The organism is Pantoea sp. PNA 14-12 (genome assembly GCF_004364735.1).
Classification (GTDB): Bacteria; Pseudomonadota; Gammaproteobacteria; order Enterobacterales; family Enterobacteriaceae; genus Pantoea; species Pantoea stewartii.
Genome location: NZ_SOAJ01000004.1, coordinates 135,506 through 156,604, shown reverse-complemented (window position 1 = coordinate 156,604; position 21,099 = coordinate 135,506). Strand labels below are relative to the sequence as shown.

General features: G+C 54.0%; 15 protein-coding genes. 7 read left to right on the top strand and 8 right to left on the bottom strand.

Annotation, left to right across the window (positions count from 1 at the left end; all coding sequences use genetic code 11):
• Positions 1–296: 296 nt before the first annotated feature.
• On the bottom strand, positions 297–1,766 hold the full coding sequence (locus tag C7434_RS14585) for a methyl-accepting chemotaxis protein (protein WP_039341927.1): 1,470 nt from the start codon (positions 1,764–1,766) through the stop codon (positions 297–299).
• Positions 1,767–2,108: 342 nt separating this feature from the next.
• On the opposite strand from C7434_RS14585, the gene C7434_RS14575 reads away from it, so the two are divergent.
• A complete protein-coding gene (locus C7434_RS14575) occupies positions 2,109–3,890 on the top strand; it encodes a GGDEF and EAL domain-containing protein (RefSeq protein WP_133745573.1) in 1,782 nt (593 codons plus the stop codon).
• Positions 3,891–3,917: 27 nt separating this feature from the next.
• Here the strand turns inward: C7434_RS14575 and C7434_RS14570 are convergent, their stop codons facing one another.
• Entirely contained in the window at positions 3,918–5,495 is a 1,578-nt protein-coding gene (locus C7434_RS14570) for a sensor domain-containing diguanylate cyclase (protein WP_033740108.1), read from the bottom strand.
• A 525-nt stretch (positions 5,496–6,020) separates the two neighbouring features.
• Here C7434_RS14570 and ddlA point away from each other — a divergent pair.
• The gene (gene ddlA, locus C7434_RS14565) at positions 6,021–7,118 is read left to right on the top strand and encodes a D-alanine--D-alanine ligase (protein WP_033739964.1); all 1,098 of its coding nucleotides are present in this window, start codon (positions 6,021–6,023) and stop codon (positions 7,116–7,118) included.
• Positions 7,119–7,137: 19 nt separating this feature from the next.
• Here ddlA and C7434_RS14560 read toward each other — a convergent pair whose 3' ends face one another.
• From C7434_RS14560 to C7434_RS14545, 4 genes are all read right to left on the bottom strand, one after another.
• Positions 7,138–8,562 (bottom strand): GGDEF domain-containing protein, encoded by a 1,425-nt coding sequence (locus tag C7434_RS14560; protein ID WP_033739966.1) that lies wholly within the window; start codon positions 8,560–8,562, stop codon positions 7,138–7,140.
• A gap of 263 nt (positions 8,563–8,825) precedes the next feature.
• On the bottom strand, positions 8,826–10,301 hold the full coding sequence (locus C7434_RS14555; RefSeq protein ID WP_006118229.1) for a SulP family inorganic anion transporter: 1,476 nt from the start codon (positions 10,299–10,301) through the stop codon (positions 8,826–8,828).
• Positions 10,298–10,930 (bottom strand): carbonic anhydrase, encoded by a 633-nt coding sequence (locus C7434_RS14550; protein WP_039341920.1) that lies wholly within the window; start codon positions 10,928–10,930, stop codon positions 10,298–10,300. The genes C7434_RS14555 and C7434_RS14550 overlap by 4 nt, the downstream gene beginning before the upstream one ends.
• Positions 10,931–11,501: 571 nt before the next feature.
• Positions 11,502–12,311 (bottom strand): 5'-nucleotidase, lipoprotein e(P4) family, encoded by an 810-nt coding sequence (locus C7434_RS14545; RefSeq protein WP_039341918.1) that lies wholly within the window; start codon positions 12,309–12,311, stop codon positions 11,502–11,504.
• Positions 12,312–12,420: 109 nt separating this feature from the next.
• On the opposite strand from C7434_RS14545, the gene C7434_RS14540 reads away from it, so the two are divergent.
• Both C7434_RS14540 and C7434_RS14535 read left to right on the top strand, forming a co-directional pair.
• On the top strand, positions 12,421–13,128 hold the full coding sequence (locus C7434_RS14540) for a polyphenol oxidase family protein (protein WP_039341911.1): 708 nt from the start codon (positions 12,421–12,423) through the stop codon (positions 13,126–13,128).
• A gap of 170 nt (positions 13,129–13,298) precedes the next feature.
• Positions 13,299–15,320, top strand: a complete 2,022-nt coding sequence (locus C7434_RS14535) for an NADPH-dependent 2,4-dienoyl-CoA reductase (protein ID WP_133745572.1) — start codon at positions 13,299–13,301, stop codon at positions 15,318–15,320.
• Here C7434_RS14535 and rlmG read toward each other — a convergent pair whose 3' ends face one another.
• Complete coding sequence (rlmG, locus tag C7434_RS14530; RefSeq protein ID WP_033739973.1) at positions 15,321–16,439, bottom strand: 23S rRNA (guanine(1835)-N(2))-methyltransferase RlmG; 1,119 nt, start codon at positions 16,437–16,439, stop codon at positions 15,321–15,323.
• Between the two features lie 82 nt (positions 16,440–16,521).
• Here rlmG and C7434_RS14525 point away from each other — a divergent pair, with 82 nt between their 5' ends.
• Positions 16,522–17,025, top strand: a complete 504-nt coding sequence (locus tag C7434_RS14525; RefSeq protein WP_006118297.1) for a M48 family metallopeptidase — start codon at positions 16,522–16,524, stop codon at positions 17,023–17,025.
• On the opposite strand, the gene C7434_RS14520 is transcribed toward C7434_RS14525, so the two are convergent.
• Positions 17,022–18,710 (bottom strand): chloride channel protein, encoded by a 1,689-nt coding sequence (locus C7434_RS14520; protein ID WP_133745571.1) that lies wholly within the window; start codon positions 18,708–18,710, stop codon positions 17,022–17,024. The genes C7434_RS14525 and C7434_RS14520 overlap by 4 nt on opposite strands.
• A 134-nt stretch (positions 18,711–18,844) precedes the next feature.
• On the opposite strand from C7434_RS14520, the gene C7434_RS14515 reads away from it, so the two are divergent.
• Positions 18,845–19,825 (top strand): Gfo/Idh/MocA family oxidoreductase, encoded by a 981-nt coding sequence (locus C7434_RS14515; RefSeq protein WP_133745570.1) that lies wholly within the window; start codon positions 18,845–18,847, stop codon positions 19,823–19,825.
• Between the two features lie 259 nt (positions 19,826–20,084).
• Positions 20,085–21,056 carry a TerC family protein gene (locus C7434_RS14510; RefSeq protein ID WP_033739986.1) on the top strand — a complete coding sequence of 324 codons (972 nt, stop codon included), beginning with the start codon at positions 20,085–20,087 and terminating at the stop codon, positions 21,054–21,056.
• Positions 21,057–21,099 lie beyond the last annotated feature (43 nt).

Sequence of the window (21,099 nt, the reverse complement as noted above, 5' to 3'; positions counted from 1 at the left end):
CATAAGAATACTTAATCTTAACAGGGGAAATGTCAATCGAGGGAAGGCCGTTCTGGCAGGAATTTTATGGGCCCGAATCTATGCTTTGATCAACTTATATCACTTTCCCTTAAGCGAAACGGCATGACTTTTAAAAAAACCAATAATTTGAGTTTATTTCGTAACGTAAGATGTAAGGAAATATAAATTTAAAACAGGGCGTTCAACAATAAATTCCCCCGCCATAAGGCGGGGGCATGAAAACCACAGTGGTTATTTTCAATTGAAAAACAGACCACCGGCTGGCTTATATATCTTTATTTACCAAACGCAATCCAGGCCGCATCATCTTTTGTCGCCACAGAGACCGAAGGACGAAGAGGTTGCGTGGCCTTATGGCTGGCTGAACGGACAACAGACGAGGTTGTCACGGGCAGTGTAAACCGTGTAATGACGCTGGTCAGTGTCTCAGTCTGGCTGCTCATACTTTCCGCAGAGGCTGAGATAGTCTGCACCAGACTGCTGTTTTGCTGCGTAACCCGGTCAATTTCCGCTACGGCGAGTGTGACCTGAGAAATACCTTTACTCTGTTCTTCGGAAGCCAGAGCAATCTGACCAATCAGGTCGTTCACGCTGCCGACGTTACGTAACACCTCTTCCATCGTGCTGCCCGCCGTGTTGGCCGCATCACGTCCTTGACTGATACCGGCGACCGTATCCGCAATTAATCCTTCAATCTCTTTCGCCGCTTCGGCACTGCGTTGCGCCAGAGAGCGTACTTCGCTGGCCACTACAGCAAAACCGCGCCCCTGCTCTCCGGCGCGCGCCGCCTCGACGGCGGCATTGAGCGCCAGAATATTGGTCTGGAACGCAATACCATTGATGGTAGCCGTAAACTGACGTATTTTTTCTGCGCCAACAGACAGGCCTTCCATCGCGCCAACCACCGTTTTCACCAGTTGTTCGCCCTGCTGAGTGGTTTGCGCAGTGATGCCTGACAGCGCGCGCGCTTCACGGCTGTTTTCTGCGTTATAGCGCACGGTCGCGGTTAACTGCTCCATGCTGGCAGCCGTTTCTTCCAGCGCGGCTGCCTGAGTCGCCGTCCTGTTCGACAGATCGGCATTGCCTTTAGCGATATCGCTGGCCTCATCCCGTAACACGGATGCATTGTCGCGAATCGCCAGAACGGTCTTCAGCAAACTTTGTTGCATTTCTTTAAGTAACGGCACCATTTGCCCGACACAATTCCGACCAAGATCTTCGGGTTCCTGGGTCAGATCGCCGTCAGCAATGATGCGGAAGTGATTACGCAGTTTTGCTACGGGGCGAACAAGATGGACAACCAGATAGCGGTCACAAAAGAAAAGCAGCCCCGTGACCGCAGCCAACGTAATCAAAAAGAGTTCTACCAGTCTCTGATGCTCTACGCTCAGCGGCGCGTTATTGCTGGAAATCTGCTGCGTCAGAGCACGGAGTCTTTCCTGCGCAGCCGCAGGATAATCCTGTGGCGCGCTGGTCAGCGCGGCACGGTAGCGCTGCCACTCATCACCCGCAGGCACGTCTGCCGCCAGCGCAGCACGATTCGCTGTCGCATTCTCCTGCATCTGCAAACTGGCACGATTGAGGAAAATAAGCTGCTCTGTCAGGCTGTTACTGCGCGTAACTTCCCGATTAATGTCTTTGAGAATCACCGAACCATAGGCACCCGCAAGCGCAATGACGATCACGGCGATAATGAGTATCCATAAGACGACACGTCTTATCGTAAAATTTTTTAGAATATTCATAGTATTTCCCCGGTGTGGCTGTGTAAAAACGTCAATAAAAATATTCATGCCTAATAGTTGCGGGCAAAACAATAGCGCGCTACTCTTTATAAAAATAATTGTGGCAGTGTTAATGAAAAAATAAAACGTAAAAATTGATTAAATGTGTGCATCGTTCATAACTAAGAAATTTATTAAAGAAAATAAAAAGAGACATAAACCCAGAACACGCCTATTATTTAGTGAAAATAAAATTATTTCCTGTTTTTCCTTTCGCGCCCTTTGGCCAGCGTTGCGGTGCTTCTATCCGACACTTTTTCTTTTTAATTTCGCGCCGTTATCAGTACGGAGCGGAGGACACACATGCTTATGAGTCTCGACGGCGATCCTGAACGCCGCATCCATGCCCTTGAGGCACTTCGTCATCCTGATGAAAGTCGGGATGACATACTGAGAAAATTTGTCAGACTGGCCAGTCAGGCACTGAACATTCCCGGCAGTTTTATTTCTATCATTGATGATGAGTTTCAGTATGTGCGTGCCTCACACAATTTTAAGCTGGAACGTTCATCCCGGGAGGATTCACTTTGTCGCTATGCGGTAGATGGTGACACCGCCGTCGTCGTGCCTGATACCTATCTCGACAGCCGCTTTGCGGCCCATCCCCTGATCGTTGGGGCGCCCTTTATTCGGTTTTATGCGGGCGTCCCACTGAAAAACCGTGATGGCATAAACCTGGGTACGCTGTGCGTCACGGATGTTCAACCGCACCCCTTCAGCGCCTCACAAATTACGACGCTTCAGTTACTGTCATCATTAGTTATGTCGTTTCTGGAGGCCTGGCATTCTGCGGGCTTTGTCGACCCGGTGACCGGGCTGCCCAACCGCCAGCGCCTGATTCGTGACATGCATTATTTATCGGCAGCAGGCGATACAACCTTACGCCGCCTGGTCCTGATTGACTGTATTGATATGCCGCGCGCCTATGAACTGGCCCGGTCGATGGGCATGGGGCCCGTTGAAAGCCTGCTCAAGGATGTCGCTACCCTTTTGCCCCTTCGGCTGCGTCCTGCGGCCAGTGACATTATTTATACTGTTGCCACCGGGCGTTTTGCGGTGCTGACGCGTGCGGACAGCCGCATCAGTGCGCACTGGGTCGCCTGTCAGATGGAAGGCATCAGCGCCGACCTGGGTGAAGGCCTGTCAGTGGGGCTCAGCACCCACACCGGCGAGGTCGATTTCGTCTCCGGTATTTTCCCGCCCCATGAAACCCTGCGCCAGGCGGTCAGCGCCTTGCACGAGGCCATTGGGCGCGGTTTACCCTCTTTACGCTTTAGTGAAGCCACGGATATCAGACGTACGCAGGATTTCACGTTAATCAACGATCTGGCGCGCGCGCTGCGCGAAGATGTGGGCCTTTATCTGGTTTATCAGCCTAAAATTTGCCTGCAAAGCGGTAAACCCATCGGGCTTGAAGCCCTGATTCGATGGCATCATCCTGAACGAGGCGAACTCTCACCGGCCACTTTCATCCCGCTTGCTGAGCAGACCGAAACCCTTACTGCCCTGACATCATGGGTGATTGACAACGTTATCGCCCGCCTGAAGCGCCTGCGCAACAGCTGTATCCAGTTGCCTGTTACGATTAATGTGAGTGAGCGCGATTTCTCGCTTGACGGTTTTGCAGATAGTCTGGAAGAGAAAATGCTTAAGGCAAAACTCCCCACCTCCCTGCTGGGAATCGAGTGTCTGGAAACGGAGCGCATTGTTGAGAGCCCCTCGTCCATGCGGGGGCTTGAGATGCTGAAACTGCGCGGCTTTGGCATTTCTCTTGATGATTTTGGTACCGGCTACAGCAATATCAGTTATCTGCGCCGGATGCCGCTGGATGTGATCAAGCTGGACCGTTCGCTAATTAGTGAGCTTTCATCCGATATGGCCTCACGCATTATTGCTCGTAATATTATTACCATGCTGAAAGAGCTGGATTATGTGGTACTGGCCGAAGGCGTGGAATGTGTCGATACCGTGGAAGCGTTAACGGAATATGGCTGCGATCAGGCCCAGGGTTTTTTCTATTCCCGTCCCCTGGCAGACAGCGAACTGGACCACTGGCTGCACTGGAAACTCCGCGAAATGTGTTAAGACGCCGTTGGGTTCACGCCCACGGCGTTACCTGGCAGGATAGCGAGAAATGTTCCCCTCATGGTTCACCATGACGCAGTTACGGCCTTCGTCTTTTGCCGCGTACAACGCTTCATCTGCTCGCCTGAGCAGTGAGGCGTCGTCGCCCAAACCGTTTAAGGTAGCGACGCCGAGGGAAACCGTCATGCTGTTGATAAACGGGAACACCGTATGACTGACGGCCTCACGGATGCGTTCTGCCATTGCGGCCGCGTCGCCCATAGAGGTGCCCGGCAGCAGCAGCACAAACTCTTCGCCGCCGAACCGGCTGATTACATCCAGCGTACGGCAGCGCTTTCTTAACAAACCCGCCAGGCTCACCAGGACTTTGTCGCCAGCATCGTGTCCATAGCGATCGTTGATGATTTTAAAGTGATCGATATCGATGGCAATCGCACTCTGCACAGGCTCCTCGCGGTGCTGAGCCGCCTGTGCATAGAAACCGCGACGGTTATTTAATCCGGTCAGCGGATCGGTCATGGCTTTATCGTTCAGGTCCGCAACATGCCCTGCGACCGCACGCCGGTGATGCTGAACCGCTTCTCTTAATCTGTCAGCTTCGTTGTACCAGGTGTTAACGGATGACAGCGGATCCGGGCTGGCCTCACTTCCCCCGTCACGCACCATGCCTGCCAGTTTTTCCAGCGGATAAGAGATGCGGGACGCCAGAAAGGCCATGCAGGTTGCAGTCAGGACGATGATGATCAGAATAAACCAGAAGGCATTTCTGGCCGTATGCATCATCAGGCCATTTACCGTTTCTGAGGTACCGGACATAAAGATATTCCAGTCCGTTTTTTGCAGGCTGGCGTAACCGATAAGGTACTTTTTGCCCGCGTCCTGAATCATAAACTGGCCGCTCATCGTGGCCGCCAGGCGTTTCTGTAACGGCTGACTTAACGCCATGCGCGTCCCGACACGCGTCGGATCCTGACTGAAAATAATCGTGCCATCATCACTGACAATACTGACCGATGTGCCATCACCGTAATAATGCTGGCTCAGGATGTCACTCAACATACTCTGTTTTTTCAGGTAAATCGTTCCCCCAATAAAGCCGAGATAATGACCGTCATGCGCAAACAGGGGATGCGAGATAAAGACCACATAGTTGCCCGAGGGTGAGATAAAAGGCGAAGAAATAAACGGTTTTTGTAGCTTATTCGCCTGTTCCGTTTCAGCGGTGTCCACCTTAACACCCAGCAGAGACAGGCTTTCAGGCGAGATGGAGGCGATAATGGAATGGTTATCCAGCACGACTACCGAGTTGAAAAAACCTGACTGTTGTAACAGGCGCGTAGTTTCGCGATGTAACAGCTGAACGTTATTCAGGTCAGCGATCTGACCGGCGCTCCAGGCCAGTTCACGTTGGGCAATGGCAAGATAATGATCGGTGGTGTCGGCCAGCTTACGGGCATAGGCAATATTGCTGTCCAGCAGCGACTCTTCAATATTACTTTTTTGAAAAAGAAACAGCGCGCCCAGCAGCAAGCCGGAAGTCACAATGACACTTCCTATCGATAACGCGGTGAGTAACGTTCGAAGATGGATTTTTCTGCGATACATAACGGGATGTGCTGAGAATAAATTATGCAGATAGTAAACGCTAATCAGCCAGACAAAGGGCAGAATAAACGTCACTTTTGTTCTCTACAGTACTGAATGAGTGGCAGTATTCATCCGCAGGCAGCAAGCGACACTTTTTTACCTGTGTGCAGATTCTCACCGTGTTGAGGCGTCATCTGAGCTGGCATCAATCATAGTGGCCCCGCACGCAATACCGCTATAAGAGTAGTTAATTATTTTTCCTTAAACAAAATAATCCAGTTATTCGATGGTAGATTCTTTCTTAAATATACGTCAGTTCGTTAACCCCGTGTTGAGGAGTACGCTGAAAGAAATTCAGGCGCTACTCCTTGCGAAGTAATGAAGCGTTGCAAGCGTTCTGAATCGCGTGTCTCCTCTTTTCTCTCCGACCTTGCCCGGCGTGCTGATCACGACGCACAACAGAAGGCGCTCCCGTTCATCCGGCTGTTTTTTATGACAATGCGCATGCTATGGTAGTGATTTGCGTTTATGTGGATACCTTTGATGAAAAAACAGCGGGTTGGCATCGTCTTTGGCGGGAAATCTTCAGAACATGAAGTGTCGTTGCAGTCAGCAAAAAATATCGTTGATGCCATTGATAAGACCCGGTTTGAGGTCGTGCTATTGGGTATCGACAAACAAGGGCAATGGCACCTCAATGACGCCTCCAGCTTCCTGCTGAATGCAGAAAATCCGTCACTGATTGCCCTCAATCGCACGGCAAAACAGATTGCCCTGATTCCCGGCGAACCTGAGCAGCCACTCATTGCCCGTGACGATGCGCATTCCCTGTCACAGCTGGATGTCATTTTTCCGGTGGTTCACGGTACGCAAGGCGAAGATGGCGCGCTGCAGGGGTTACTGCGCATGGCGTCGCTGCCCTTTGTCGGGTCGGATGTGCTGGGGTCGGCGGTCAGCATGGACAAGGATTTCACCAAGCGCCTGTTACGTGATGCCGGCTTGCAGGTTGCCCCCTGGCTGAGCGTCACGTCTTCACAGCTGAACCAACTGGACACCGAAGCCGTCATCGCCCGCTTCGGCCTGCCGCTGTTTGTTAAGCCTGCCAATCAGGGCTCTTCGGTGGGCGTAAGTAAAGTGACCCATGCCGCAGCGCTCCTGCCCGCGCTGGAAATGGCGTTTACGTTCGATCGTAAGGCCCTGATTGAAAAAGCCATTAAAGGCCGGGAGATCGAATGTGCGGTGCTGGGTAACGAAGAGCCACAGGCCAGCCCGTGTGGCGAAGTGGTGGTGAAAGAAGGCTTCTATTCCTACGACACAAAGTACATCAGCGAAACCGGCGCACAAACGGTGATTCCTGCCGCCATCCCACCGGACGTCGATGCGGCGATTCGCCAGGTTGCGATTAAGGCATTTACCACACTGGAATGCTTTGGCATGGCGCGTGTCGACGTGTTTTATACCGAGGAAGGCGAAATCGTGATCAACGAAGTGAATACACTACCCGGTTTCACCAATATCAGCATGTATCCCAAACTGTGGCAGGCGGCGGGCCTGAGCTATCAGGACCTGATTACCCGACTGATTGAACTGGCTATCGCACGCCATCAACAGAGCGCCCTGCTGAAAACCAGTATTCATTAATGTGCGTCCAGCGACCTGCTCAGGCAACGTCGCTGGTCATTTCATTATGGGCTTTGCCCGGCGATGTCTGATTGCGACCATTTCGCTTGGAAATATAGAGATTTTTGTCGGCTGCGGAGATCAGGTTGTTAATCGTCTCAGCCCAGGCCGTACCCGGTTGGGCTTCGCCGTTTGCCAGGCCCAGGCTCACCGTGACCGTGACGGCATTGCCCTGCAGCACAAATTTCTCGCGGACAATGCTCTGCCGAATCCCCTCCGCCAGCGAATAGATTTTCTCTGGAGACAGATCGAACTGCACCACCACAAATTCTTCTCCGCCAAAACGGCAAATGTGCCCTTTGCTGCCAACCAGCGGCGAAATGCGGCGGGCAATCTCTTCCAGCACGCTGTCGCCCGCATCATGGCCGAAATTGTCGTTGACTGATTTAAAGTAATCCACATCCAGCAGGATCACGCCGACCTGACGTTGCGCATAGCTGGGCTCGTTACGCAGTCTTTCATACAGGCCGGATCGCGATAATAACTGGGTAAGAAAATCGTAATCGGCGCGCAGAGCCAGCCGCTCATTGAGCTGACGGATAGCATCCACGCTGACCGCCACAATCAGAGGACTGATGGCAAGCGTAGCCACGCCCAGTCGCGCTGACGTCAGATGACTGATGGGCAGCAGGCTTGAATCGCCCTGGATATGCATGACGCCATGGGAAACCAAAATGATCTGGCTGATGCCGGTTATCAGTGTCACCAGGCTGGTGAGCGGGATGGGCAAGACAATGGCGCACCAGATTAACGCCGGCACCGGCAGCGTCAGGCTGCCTGCGCCGCCCATTAAGGCCCCCGTCGTTAAGGACAGCCCCACGGCGATAAGCGGCAGAATCGTCCCCACCTTTACCCGTAGCCCTGAGAACATCACGCGCCAGTTTGGGGTCAACAGAAACGGCAACAGCATTAAGCCGGTCGAAAACTGTTCGCTGAACCAGTTCATCCAGGCATCGGCGAACGCGGCATTGACACTGCCTACCTGTGCCAGTGCGCCCCAGGTGGCGCAACCGAACGCCGCCAGCAGGCAGGCGGGGAAGATCCGTAAGGCATTCGAGATGCGTTCACTACTGGAATCATGCTGATACTGTTTTCCCATCACTAGTACGCATATCAGGATAAACAGAATATTGGCGACATTGAGCGTAAATGCCGGTAACGTCCAGCCCGAAAAGACCGTATCGTTAAATACCATCGCACTAAAGCAAATAAGATAAAAACGGGTTCGGTGAAGAAAGGGATAACGCAGCATCATACCGGCAATAAACACGTTTACCGGCCAGAACAGGGATAAATCGTGGGGAATGCGCAGATGACCGCCAACGAAACAAAACATCAGCGTAATCATAAACAGCCAGAAGGCACTCTTTTTAGCATTATGCTCTTCAAACAGCTTAGCGCGCATACGTCCGGACCTTGTCACAAAGAGGCTCACTATCTCGCCGCCCACAAAGTATGTGGCGTTATCATCATCATTAAAGCCTGATTCGTGTCTGCGCCATTCAGAGAAAAACAACAGTAAACAGGCGAACGTCAGGGTATTGAAACAGGTTACCGGTAACGAATGGGCTGGCAGACATCCCTGCCTATTATGTCTTACAAATAAAAAAATCGGATATCCGAGATATCCGATTTTTCTGCTGTAAATTCCAGAATACCGATGTCTGGTTATTTCACCGCCACCGGCCACTGACTCAAACGTATGTTTCGTTTATCAGCATTTTCACCAAAATCTTTCAACACGGCTTTTACATCCGGATCGATGTATTCTGCATTATCGTTATCAACAATTACCACGCTATTTTCGGGAATTTTTTCCAGCAGGCCCTGAAGTTTAGGGTTGTGTAAAAACGTCAAATTTTGCTGAAAACGCAGCACATAGTGGTCGTCATAGCGCGTAAGCTGCAAGGCGTTGCGATGACTCTTGTAGATGCTGTAGATAATTTGAGTGGCAATACCTATGCCGATTCCCACCAGCATTCCCAACGTGATAATTCCGATAATCGTCGCCAGGAACGGGACGTACTGCTGTGCGCCCATACGAAACTGTTCGATAAACAGTCGCGGTGCAGCCAGCTTATAACCGGTATAGAGCAGGACCGCAGCCAGACTGGCAAGTGGAATGGCATTCAGCATCTCACTAAACCACATACCGCAAATCAGCAACATCACACCATGAAGCAAAATGGACAGTTTGGTTTGTGCGCCTGCGTTGACGTTTGCTGAGCTGCGAACAATAACCGCCGTGATGGGCATTGCACCCAAGAAGCCCGCGGTTATGTTACCAATGCCCTGAGCAAACATTTCTCTGTTGGGCGATGGCGCAGGATTTTGCGGACGTAGCTTTTTCAGGGCTTCCTGGCTCAGGAGCGTTTCCAGACTGGCCACCAGCGCCAGCGTCACCGCGACAACCCACACCTGCGGATTTTGCCAGGCCATCCAGTCCGGCGTTTCAAGTTCGGCTATCATCGCCGAAACGCTGTCAAAAGCGGGCAGTGAAATACGCGGTAAGGCGTCGGTGAGTGACGGGAACAGTCGCGCCCCCAATACTGTCACCCCACAGCCAAACAGAACCGCAAAGAGCGGACCCGGGATCCAGGCTATCGCCTTGATGCGCTTGATGGGGCCGGTTGTCCACGCAAACAAAATGAACAAGCCCACCAACGACACCAACAGCGCCGAGAGCGAAAAGGTCATTTCACCGTTTACCAGCGACACCAGTTTTACGCTGCCGCCGGCTCCTAGCGCCACCGGTATTTGCTGCATGATCAGCAGCAGGCCAATCGCCGCCAGCATACCTTTAATCACGCTACCGGGCACGAGTGCAATAAAACGGCCAGCGCGCAGCAGACCAAACAGGCACTGTAAAAGCCCGGCGATGATCAGCGCAGTGAGAAACGCGGAAAAACTTCCCAGCGTGGCCATCGAGGCGACCACGATAGTGACCAGTCCTGCCGCAGGACCGCTGACGGCGAAGCGTGACGGACTGAGTGATGTCACGATTATCCCGCCAATCACACCGGTCAGTAAGCCGGCAAAAGGCGGTAAACCGCTGGCCTGAGCAATACCGAGGCAGAGCGGGAGTGCGACCAGAAACACAACCAGCCCTGCCGGCACATCGCGGCGTAACGTATCCAGATTCATGGTGAAGACTCCTCTGCAGATTGCTGAATCAACTCTTTAAGATGACCCGATTGCAGGTCGTAAACACAGCCAAACACATCCAGTTCCTGACCAGATTGCCAGGCCTGACGGACAGGGTCGGAAGCCACCAGCCTGGCAAACTGCACCCGCACGTTTGCCTCCACCAGACGGTTCAGTTTCTCACCCTCTGTTTCCTGCGCCGTCGGGTCGCCAAGATGGCTTGCCAGGCCGTCGCGCAAACAGGTAATACGACGCGCCAGTGCAGAATCCTCCGTCTCTAACGGACTGCCAGGCAGATTCAGAGCCGCCTGAACGCCGCCGCAACCATAGTGACCGCTTAATACAATGCGCTTCACGCCAAGAAAGAAGACGGCATATTGCAGAACACTCAGCAGATTGTCGTCTTCCGCCACGACCATATTGGCGATATTACGATGAACAAACAGCTCGCCAGGATGGGAACCCGTTAACACCTCCGCCGGTACCCGACTGTCTGAGCAGCCAATCCATAATGAATGCGGTTTTTGCTGATAGAGCGATTTTTCAAAATAGGCGGGGTTACGTTGGCGGCGCTGTAAGGCCCAACTGCGATTTTTCGCTAATAAGGGTTTAAGTGTCGTCACAATCATCTTCTCTTAACTACCGGGAATATCATTTCCAGGCGAACCACGGAGTGAACCCGCTCACCTTATTTGGCCGAGGGGCTAATGAAACCTGAACTCCATCACATTAAAAGGTTATAGCCGCTTATCATTTTCAATGCACCTGGAATATTACACGCGCCAAAATACTGCCTGCCTGTGTAAGACTTTATTCAACTAACGTCATCAAAACGTAAATAAGATTAAGAGGTCATACCACCAAATTTTGCAGCTATTTTAATTTTATTCATTTAAAATCAAACACATAAAATTCACGCCATGATTTATAAATTGACAAATAAATACAAAAATTTCATAGCGAACTAAGTAATTAAAATAACAGCGACGCCGCAGACCAGGATTAGTCTTAAATGCAGAATTTATGAATAGCACGATTAACCGCCTTTATTTAATGCAGGCAGTGAATCCGTCTTAATGAAGGGGTAAATTAAAGCGAGAGATAGTTAATTTAATTTGCGTGAAAATAGTGACGGATGTAAGTAAATATTTGAGCCAACGTGAAGGCGCCCGCCCAGTGCAGGCGCTTCATATTGACATTTTATTTACCGTTCCAGGCGTTGAGGCGCGCCTCACGAACGGAAAGCTGTTGTTGTGGTGTCAGCTTATTGTAATTTTCCGCCATGCCGCTTTCCCAGTCGCCATACAATGGATTGGGTAAAACAATAAATTGCGTACCGAAAAGCGCGTGATTATTGTCGACAAATGCCCGACGCTGCGCGTTACCCTGATGCCAGGTTGCGCCGCCAAAATCATTCAGGTTGTCACCGATATATAAAACGACATTGTAGCCCGCATTTTTAATGGCATCGAAACGCGCCTGCTTGTTTGAGGAGTCGGTTTTCAGGCTGACCGTTTTCTCACTGACTCCGCTGAAGCCAAGCTGCTGCAGGTTGGCCACCGTGGCGGCATAGTCTTTTTGATCGCGATTGGAGACGTAAAAAACGGTGCCGCCATGGCTGTTGACGTAGCGGGCGAATTCCACCGCGCCGGGAACCGCTTTTGCTTGCCGCGCCTGTGTCCAGGCTGACCAGGTTTTGTCGCTGAAAGGCTGGCCATTCTTCACCTGCCACGCGCTATAGGCACTGTTGTCCAGCATAGTTTCATCTAAATCGACAATGACCGCTTTAGGCTTGCCCGCCAGCGAAGCCGATTGATCAAAGGCCAGACGGGCGCTGTTGAATGCCTGCCAGCAGAGCGCCTGATATTCGCCGGACTGCTGGAACCAGTTCAGGGCCAGGACCGATTGTTGCCCCAGTTGCTGCTGTGCCTGCTGTCGGGCAGGTTGCGCGCAACCTGCCAGTGCCAGCGCAACCACCGCCGACAGCGCGAAATTCACTGAATGTTTCATCGTCTTATCCTAAGGTGTGAAAGATTTAAGTGGGTAACGCTTCAAAAATGTAGCAGTTAACGTAAGCTGAGGGCAGCAACATTACACGCTGTTTCAACAGGAGATGAGGATGTCCGCTACACCGCGTTCGCCGTTGCTTGATGCACTTGACTGGGTCGATTATGCGTTTCAGCCCGCAGGCGAACCGCCTCCTGATGATGCCGCCTATGCCCATCAGCGTCACAGCGCCGTCGTGTTAACCGACACTCACACTATTCCACCCAAAAGCGGTGATGCAGATGGCGTGATCGCCACCGGCCACCGCCCCGTCGCGGTTTACACGGCCGACTGTTTACCGGTGCTGTTTGCCGACAGCCAGCAGAAACAGGTTGCCGCTGTTCATGCTGGTCTGCAGGGGACCCTGGCTGGCGTGCTGTATCGGGCGGTAGCGCATCTTTGCGAACGCGGTGCCACGCCAGCGAGCCTGACGGTGGCGATTGGCCCGGCGCTGGCTCCCTGCTGTTTTGAGCTGGATCGTCAACGTCTGGCAGAGATTGAACAGATGCCCGACATGCCATTGCCCCTGCGCTATTATGCGGTTCAGCCCCACAATCCCGGCGCTCAGCGCCCCCAGGCCGTTGCTACCCGTGGCGGTGTCTGGTTTGATCTACCGTATCTGGCGACGCAAATGCTGATAAAAGCAGGCATTCCGGCAGAAAACATTGACCCTGTCCACCAGTGCACCTATTGCACTACCGAGGCGGGCTCCAGTTACCGTTTCAACACGCATCACGGCAGTGGCTATCGTTCCCGCTATTCCTGGATTCGCCGCCGCTGAGGTTGCGCGCACATCCGCTGGCCTTCCCCTGCATTTCCCCGGCCTGGCCGTTTTATGTGGCGGCTAAGGCCGCTTTTATGATGTTTCTCACAGCCTGATGCCATTTCACTTTTTTTTAACAGAAAAATGGTTAAAGCTAACTCATCCGACCACTTTATCTGTGAGTGATTATGACTGTGCTGCCCTCATCCTACCCGGCGTTGTTTACGCCCCTTGACCTGGGGTTTACTCAGCTCAGAAACCGCTTTTTGATGGGATCTATGCACACCGGTCTGGAAGAGCGTGAAGATGGCGCGGCCAGGCTGGCGGCATTCTATGGCGAACGGGCACGGGAAGGCGTGGCGCTGATCGTGACGGGCGGCGTGTCGCCCAATCCTCAGGGCGTGACCGCCGCACACGGTGCGGTGCTGAACCAAGATTCACAGTGTGACTGGCACCGGCAAATCACCGCCGCCGTGCATCAGCACGGGGGAAAAATCGCGCTGCAGATTTTGCATACCGGCCGTTACAGTTTTCAGCGCGATCTGGTTGCGCCCTCTGCAATACAGGCCCCCATTAACCGTTTTACGCCGCGGGAACTGAGCGACGCCGAGGTTGAGCAGACCATTGCCGACTTCGCGCACTGTGCCCGTCTGGCGCAAAAAGCGGGTTACGACGGCGTAGAAATCATGGGCTCCGAAGGGTACCTGATTAATCAGTTTCTGGTACCGCACACCAACCAGCGTCAGGACCGCTGGGGCGGCGATTTTACCGGGCGCATGCAGTTTGCTTTAGCGGTCACCCGCGCGGTCCGTCAGGCCACCGGTGACCGTTTTATCATTATCTTCCGCTTGTCGATGCTGGACCTAATTGAGCAAGGCAGTACGCTGGACGAAACGCTACGACTGGCAACAGCGCTGGAACGCTGTGGCGTGACGCTGTTTAACACCGGCATTGGCTGGCACGAAGCTCGCATTCCGACCATTGCGACCTGCGTGCCCCGCGCCGCCTTCGCGTGGGTCACGCGCCGCTTGCGCCAACACGTTGCCGTGCCCGTGGTGGCAACGAATCGAATCAACCATCCACAGGTGGCAGAACAGCTTTTGCAGGATGGCTGTGCGGACATGGTTTCCATGGCGCGACCGTTCCTGGCCGATGCCGCATTTGTCAGCAAGGCGCAACGGGGGGATGACGACAGTATCAACACCTGTATCGCCTGTAATCAGGCCTGTCTGGATCAGATCTTTGCCGGTCACGTCACCGCCTGTCTGGTCAACCCGCGCGCCTGCCACGAATCCCTCATGCCGGTGACACCGGCGCACGTGTCCAAAAGGCTGGCGGTTGTAGGGGCCGGTCCGGCAGGTATGGCGTTTGCCTTACAGGCGGCTGAACGCGGCCACCAGGTCACCCTTTATGAGGCGGCCGATGAGATCGGCGGACAGTTCAATATCGCCCGACAGATCCCAGGGAAAGAGGAATTCCGCGAAACCCTGCGCTATTTTCGCCATCGTTTGCCGGCGGCGGGCGTGGTAATCAAAACAGGCTGTCGGGTCACCGCTCCCCTGCTGGCAGACGCCGATGAAGTCATCCTGGCGACCGGCATTAAACCGCGTACGCCAGATATCCCCGGTATTGATCATCCCAAAGTCCTGAGCTATCTGGCCGTGCTGGCGGATAAGCGTCCGGTTGGTGCACGCGTGGCGATTATTGGCGCGGGCGGGATCGGGTTTGATACGGCTGAATATCTGTCTGAACCGCCCGCAAACGAAACCACCGGGGATTTTTATCGCGAATGGGGCATCGATCAGAGCCTGACGCAGCGCGGCGGCGTGATTGCGCCCGCGCCACAGCCTTCACCGCGTCAAATCTGGCTGCTTCAGCGCAGGCCCGGCAAGCCCGGTGCCACGCTGGCGAAAACGACCGGCTGGATCCATCGCAGCAGTCTCCAGTCACGGGGAGTTGAAATGTGGGGCGGGATTGAGTATCTGGCGATTGATGATGAAGGGCTGCATATCCGGCGCGACGGTGAGCGCCTGCTCCTGCCGGTCGACAACGTGATTATTTGTGCCGGTCAGGAGCCGCAACGCGAGCTGGAAGCGGCGCTGCGGGCAAACGGTAAACCCGTGCAGGTGATTGGCGGGGCCGACGTCGCGCAGGAGCTGGATGCCCGTCGGGCGATAGCCCAGGCCACCGCGCTGGCGTTAACGCTGTAGTTAACGCATTTTCACTGCACGCAGCACCACAAATTTTTTGTTGGAGGCAACCAGGGTGCAGTTGCCAAAGAGCTTCTTCAGCTTGTGGTGATAATCCAGGTGACGGTTGCCGACAATGCGCAGCTCCCCGCCGTATTGCAGGCAGCGCTTTGCGTCACGGAACATCTGCCAAGCCAGGTGATCGGTCACCGCGTGCTGCTGGTGGAACGGCGGATTACACAAGACCGCATGCAGCGTATCGGAAGGATAACCGCTCAGGACATTATTGACCCGGAACTGACAGCGTGACAGATCGTCCGGGCGGTTGATCTCTACGTTTAACCGGCTGGACGCCACCGCCATGTATGACTCATCAAGAAAATGCACCTCCGCCTCGGGATTTTGTGCCAGCGCCATCAAGCCAATCACGCCGTTGCCACAGCCCAGATCGACAATCTCGCCTTCAATATTTTCCGGCAGGTGCTGCATGAACAAGCGCGCGCCAATATCCAGTGAAGAGCGGGAAAAGACGTTGGCGTGGTTATGGATCTGATAAGGCGTACCGTCCAGCGACCAGACCTGGGTAGGCGATTTTTCGCGCAGCGCAGGCTGGGTGAACTGGCTGTAAATCACGCGCGCTTTTTTGACGGCCAGTGAGGTTTTGGTCTCACCAATGATTTGCTCAAACAATTGCAGAGTGGAGGTATGAATCTCTTTCGCACGCCCCGCCGCCATTATCACGGTCTCTGGCGTGATAACCTGACGCACTGCGCGCAGTTGCTGCTCCAGCAACGCCAGGGTTTTAGGAATTTTGATCAGGACCAGTGCCGGTGCGGCCGGCAACGGTGCCAGGCTGTCAAGGAACTGGACATCGCTGTCGTCCAGCGCATTCAGGCGCAGGTTCTGACGCGTGGCCTGCTGACTCAGCCAGGAGTCACTGATATGCCACAGCGGACGGGTGTTCAGTGCGCAGGTTAACGCCCCAAAGCTGTCGTTAAAGATTAACGCTGGACCAGGCGGCAGGCTTTGCTGCAGGAGATATTCATCAGCGGCATCCCAGGCTTGTAACGGACTTTCGTCACGCATCTGCGGGAAACGGTGCAGGATCAGTGTGCGATCGTTCAGTTCAAGTTGGCTCATGAATTCTCCGGCGTGGTACACTTTGGTTGATTTTCGCCCCAAAAAGGGGGCGCAGTATACTGTCTTTCGCCGGGAATCTCTAATGTCCTCACTGATCTATCTTCAGGGTTATCCTGAGTCCATCCTTGAACAGGTGCAAACGCTCATCGATCGCCAGCGTCTGGGCCCGGTGCTGCAACAGCGCTATCCCGACAGACACGATGTGATGAGTGATAAGGCGCTGTATGACTTTACGCTGGCACTGAAAAACCGCTTCATGCGCAACGCGCCGCCCATCAATAAGGTGATTTGGGATAACAAAATAAAGGTGATGAAGCACGCGCTGGGCCTGCACACGGCCATTTCCCGTGTGCAGGGCGGCAACCTGAAGGCCAAAGCGGAGATTCGTATTTCCACGTTTTTCCGCCAGGCGCCTGAGCCTTTTTTACGCATGATCGTGGTACATGAGCTGGCGCACCTGAAAGAGAAAAATCACGACAAGGCGTTTTATCAGCTGTGCTGCCATATGGAACCGGACTATCACCAGCTCGAATTCGACGCCCGCCTGTGGATGACAGAACAGGCTTTGCAGGGCAATGCGGCTTAGAGAAACTCCTGCGCTTTCTGAATCAGGCTGGTTTTGGTCAGCGCGCCTAAAAAACGGCGCTCCTGGGGATTATTCAGGACAGGCAGACGTTCCAGCGTGACGGCTGCAAAAGCTTCCCATCCTTCCCGCAGGCTTTGGTTTTGATAGGCCACCGGGAAATCCTCATCCATCACGCACTGCACCGGCGAGTCCAGATTAATCTCCTGCGCCAGCACCCGGCGGGATATTTCGTGAATGGAAACCACGCCCAGAAACGCGCCCTGCGCACTGATGACGTACACATAGCGCTCACGCTTAAGCGAACTCACCGCCAGTGCTTCCCCAACCGAGGCCTCGGGTTGCAGGGCCGCCCCCGGAATGATCAGTTCGCTGATGCGCATATTATCGAAGTCATATTTGGCTTCAGAACGGTTGAAATGGTGCGTCACGACGGGATAGGTACTGGCCATTTGCAGGCGGTAGACCACCATTGTCGCCAGAACGGACGCTATCATCACCGGAAACAGCAGGCTGCTGTTGAGCGTCATTTCCAGCACCATTAACATGGCCATTAACGGCGCCTGACTGACGGCCGCCAGGACGGCCGCCATGCCAACAGCGGCGAACAGCAGGACATTATTCAGGGGAAGATGCAGGGCAACCCCACATAACGCGATGACCATACCCAGCAGCGCCCCGATCAGCAAGGACGGTGTAAACAACCCGCCTACCGCATTGGCGCCTACCGAGAGGCTGGTCGCGAGCGTTTTTAAGACCAGCAGCAGCAGTAAACCTGATAACACATAATGCCCTGCCATCACCTTTACAATGACTTCATAGCCGTTCCCCAGGATATCGGTCGAGACCAGCGCCAGCAGGCCCACGGCAAAGCCACCCGCCCCAAGACGTAGCGGTAAGGACCGAACCCGACTGAACAGCGTTTTAGCACGGGCGATCAGGCGAATCAGGAGCAAACCGGCCAGCCCGGACAGTAAGCCAATCAGGACGGTAATCAGCAGGCTGCTGACATCCATCGTGAAACTCACCTCGGCCAGCGGATAAAGCGCATTACGAAAGCCCAGCGCCCACATGGTCATGACCGCAACAGCGGAGGAGACCACCAGCGGAATCAGGCGTTGCAGGGCGGAGATACCAAACGCGATCTCTGCCACGAAAATGGCCGATGCCAGCGGCGCATGGTAGACCGAGGAAAGACCAGCTGCGGCGGCCATGGCGACGACGTCGCTGTTTTTTAACTGCACGCCAGGCGGCAACAGGCGGCCGATCATGCTGCCACAGAGCGCGGCCAGTTGAACCATTGGGCCTTCTTTACCGATTGACGCGCCGCTGCCAATACTGGCAACCGAAGACAGCGCCCGGAAAAGGGAGGTTTTCGTCGGCACGGCGTCAAGGCGGGCATTAATGACTTCGAGATAGTCGGTCTTGACGGTTTGCTGCCGCTCTATCGCGACCGCGTAGCGCAGGAAGAAACCGGCCAGCAGACCGCCCACGCCGACCAGAACGGGCCAGAACAGCATGGGCCAGAGATGGATGGATTCGGTGATGTCGTTGCTGCGGCCAAACAGCAGATAATTGATGAACTCAATCGTTTCGCGGAACAGCAAAGTAACTAACGAGGCGGCACAGCCCACCGGCACGGCAATCACTAATGTGGTCCAGTTTAATGCGTGTTTGCTTCCTTTCACCTGCGCTCCCCGTCTTGTGCTTAACGTGCGGTATTCAGACATAGTATTGGAATGGCGATCTCAGGATCAACGTCTGATGTTGCCTGCCGGATGCCAGATGCTACTCTGCACTTTTACCTGCGCAGGAGATCACTGTGATTCGCTTTGCCATTGTGGGAACGAACTGGATAACGCGTCAGTTCATCGAGGCGGCACACGAAACCGGCAAGATGAGGCTGTGTGCCGTCTATTCACGTACCCGGGAGCAGGCGGCGGCATTCTGCCATGACTATCCTTGCGACCAGCGCTTTACGTCGCTGGCGGCCATGGCCGCCTGTCCTGATATCGACGCCGTCTATATCGCCAGTCCCAATGCCCTGCATTGTCAGCAGGCCATGCTGTTTATGTCGCAGGGCAAGCACGTCATTTGTGAGAAACCGCTGGCCTCGAATCTGCACGAGGTCGAAGCCATGATCGCCTGCGCCCGCCAGTATCAGGTGGTGCTGTTCGAAGCCTTCAAGACCGCCAGCTTACCCAACTTTATTCAACTCCAACAAGGGCTGCCTGCGCTTGGCACAGTGCGCAAAGCGCTGCTGAACTATTGTCAGTATTCGTCCCGTTATCCGCGTTACCTGAACGGCGAACATCCCAACATCTTTGATCCTCGCTGGTCCAACGGGTCCATCATGGATATCGGCTACTATTGCCTGGCGGTCGCCGTCACGCTGTGGGGCGAGCCCCGGCAGTTGCTTGCCTCGGCCACCCTGCTGGAAAGTGGCGTGGACGGCCACGGCACAGTGAATCTGAATTATGGTGAGTTTGATGTCACGATAGTGCACTCAAAAGTCAGCGACTCGGTACTGGCCAGTGAAATCCAGGGGGAAGCGGGATCGCTGGTGGTGACACGTATTTCTGAGTGTCCATCTGTGACCTTTATTCCGCGTGTCGGGGAGAAACAGGATTGGAGCCAGCCTCAACACATCAATACCCTGCTGTATGAAGCAGAAACCTTTGTGCGACTGGTGGAACAGCGCCATGTCAGCCATCCGGCGCTGGACATTTCCCGTAGCGTTGCAAAATTACTGACCGAGATCCGACGTCAGACCGGCGTGGTCTTTCCGGCCGACAGTGCCTGAGTGTAAATATTTCAAAATATGACGGGCAGACGATTGATTCCTGACGGCCAGCCACGTAATTTATCGGCTTGCAAAGGGGAGTAACTTGTAAGCTGATTGATCGTCACTACGTTGCGTACGCATCCGGTCATCAGGCAACCCAGAATCCATTCCTGAGTTGTAAGTGAGACCTTGCCGGAAGGCGAGGTTTGCTTACACAGAATAAGCGGCTGACGTCTTCTGACCTCAGCCGTTTTTTTATTTCAGACAGGATACGATTATGCAAACTGTAGGTACGCCACTTCTCTGGGGCAGTTTTGCGGTTGTAGTACTTATCATGCTGGCGATTGACCTGTTCCTGCAGGGCCGTCGCGGTTCGCAAACCATGTCCTTCAAACAGGCTGCCGTCTGGTCGCTGATTTGGGTCTCCGTCTCGCTCCTGTTCAGTGCGGCGTTCTGGTGGTATCTGGACGGTACCGCCGGGCGTGACGTGGCGACCAGCCAGACGCTGGCTTTCCTGACCGGTTACGTGCTGGAAAAATCCCTGGCGGTAGACAACGTCTTTGTCTGGCTGATGCTGTTCAGCTACTTCTCTGTTCCGGCCAACCTGCAGCGCCGCGTCCTGATCTACGGTGTACTGGGCGCTATCGTTTTGCGCACCATCATGATTTTTGCAGGTAGCTGGCTGGTAACGCAGTTTAGCTGGATCCTCTATGTCTTCGGTGCCTTCCTGCTGTTTACCGGTATCAAAATGGCGATGGCGAAAGAGGACGATGCAGCCGTGGGCGACAAGCCGGTTGTGCGCTGGCTGCGTAAACATCTGCGCATGACCGATACGCTGGACGGGGAAAAATTCTTTACGCGGAAAAACGGCGTGCTGTTTGCGACGCCGCTGCTTTTGGTACTGATCATGGTCGAACTGAGCGATGTCATTTTTGCCGTCGACAGCATCCCGGCCATCTTTGCCGTCACCACCGATCCCTTTATCGTTTTGACCTCAAACCTGTTTGCGATTCTGGGTCTGCGCGCCATGTACTTCCTGCTGTCTAACGTGGCGGAACGTTTCTCGATGCTGAAATATGGTCTGGCTGTCGTGCTGGTCTTTATCGGTATAAAAATGTTGATTGTCGATATCTACCACATTCCGGTAGCGATATCGCTGGGCATCGTCGGAACGATTCTGGCATCGACACTGCTGATCAACGCCTGGGTTAACCGTCAGAATGACAAAAAGAAGCTGAATAAGCCGTAACGGCACGGCAAGGAAAAGCACGGAACAAGGGCGGCATGGGTGC

Coding starts and splice junctions, on each gene's coding strand:
- ddlA (WP_033739964.1), top strand. CDS start 6,021: ATGAAAAAACAGCGGGTTGGCATCGTCTTTGGCGGGAAATCTTCAGAA.
- C7434_RS14510 (WP_033739986.1), top strand. CDS start 20,085: ATGCAAACTGTAGGTACGCCACTTCTCTGGGGCAGTTTTGCGGTTGTA.
- C7434_RS14570 (WP_033740108.1), bottom strand. CDS start 5,495: ATGTATCGCAGAAAAATCCATCTTCGAACGTTACTCACCGCGTTATCG.
- C7434_RS14555 (WP_006118229.1), bottom strand. CDS start 10,301: ATGAATCTGGATACGTTACGCCGCGATGTGCCGGCAGGGCTGGTTGTG.
- C7434_RS14545 (WP_039341918.1), bottom strand. CDS start 12,311: ATGAAACATTCAGTGAATTTCGCGCTGTCGGCGGTGGTTGCGCTGGCA.
- C7434_RS14575 (WP_133745573.1), top strand. CDS start 2,109: ATGCTTATGAGTCTCGACGGCGATCCTGAACGCCGCATCCATGCCCTT.
- C7434_RS14550 (WP_039341920.1), bottom strand. CDS start 10,930: ATGATTGTGACGACACTTAAACCCTTATTAGCGAAAAATCGCAGTTGG.
- rlmG (WP_033739973.1), bottom strand. CDS start 16,439: ATGAGCCAACTTGAACTGAACGATCGCACACTGATCCTGCACCGTTTC.
- C7434_RS14525 (WP_006118297.1), top strand. CDS start 16,522: ATGTCCTCACTGATCTATCTTCAGGGTTATCCTGAGTCCATCCTTGAA.
- C7434_RS14535 (WP_133745572.1), top strand. CDS start 13,299: ATGACTGTGCTGCCCTCATCCTACCCGGCGTTGTTTACGCCCCTTGAC.
- C7434_RS14585 (WP_039341927.1), bottom strand. CDS start 1,766: ATGAATATTCTAAAAAATTTTACGATAAGACGTGTCGTCTTATGGATA.
- C7434_RS14560 (WP_033739966.1), bottom strand. CDS start 8,562: ATGCGCGCTAAGCTGTTTGAAGAGCATAATGCTAAAAAGAGTGCCTTC.
- C7434_RS14540 (WP_039341911.1), top strand. CDS start 12,421: ATGTCCGCTACACCGCGTTCGCCGTTGCTTGATGCACTTGACTGGGTC.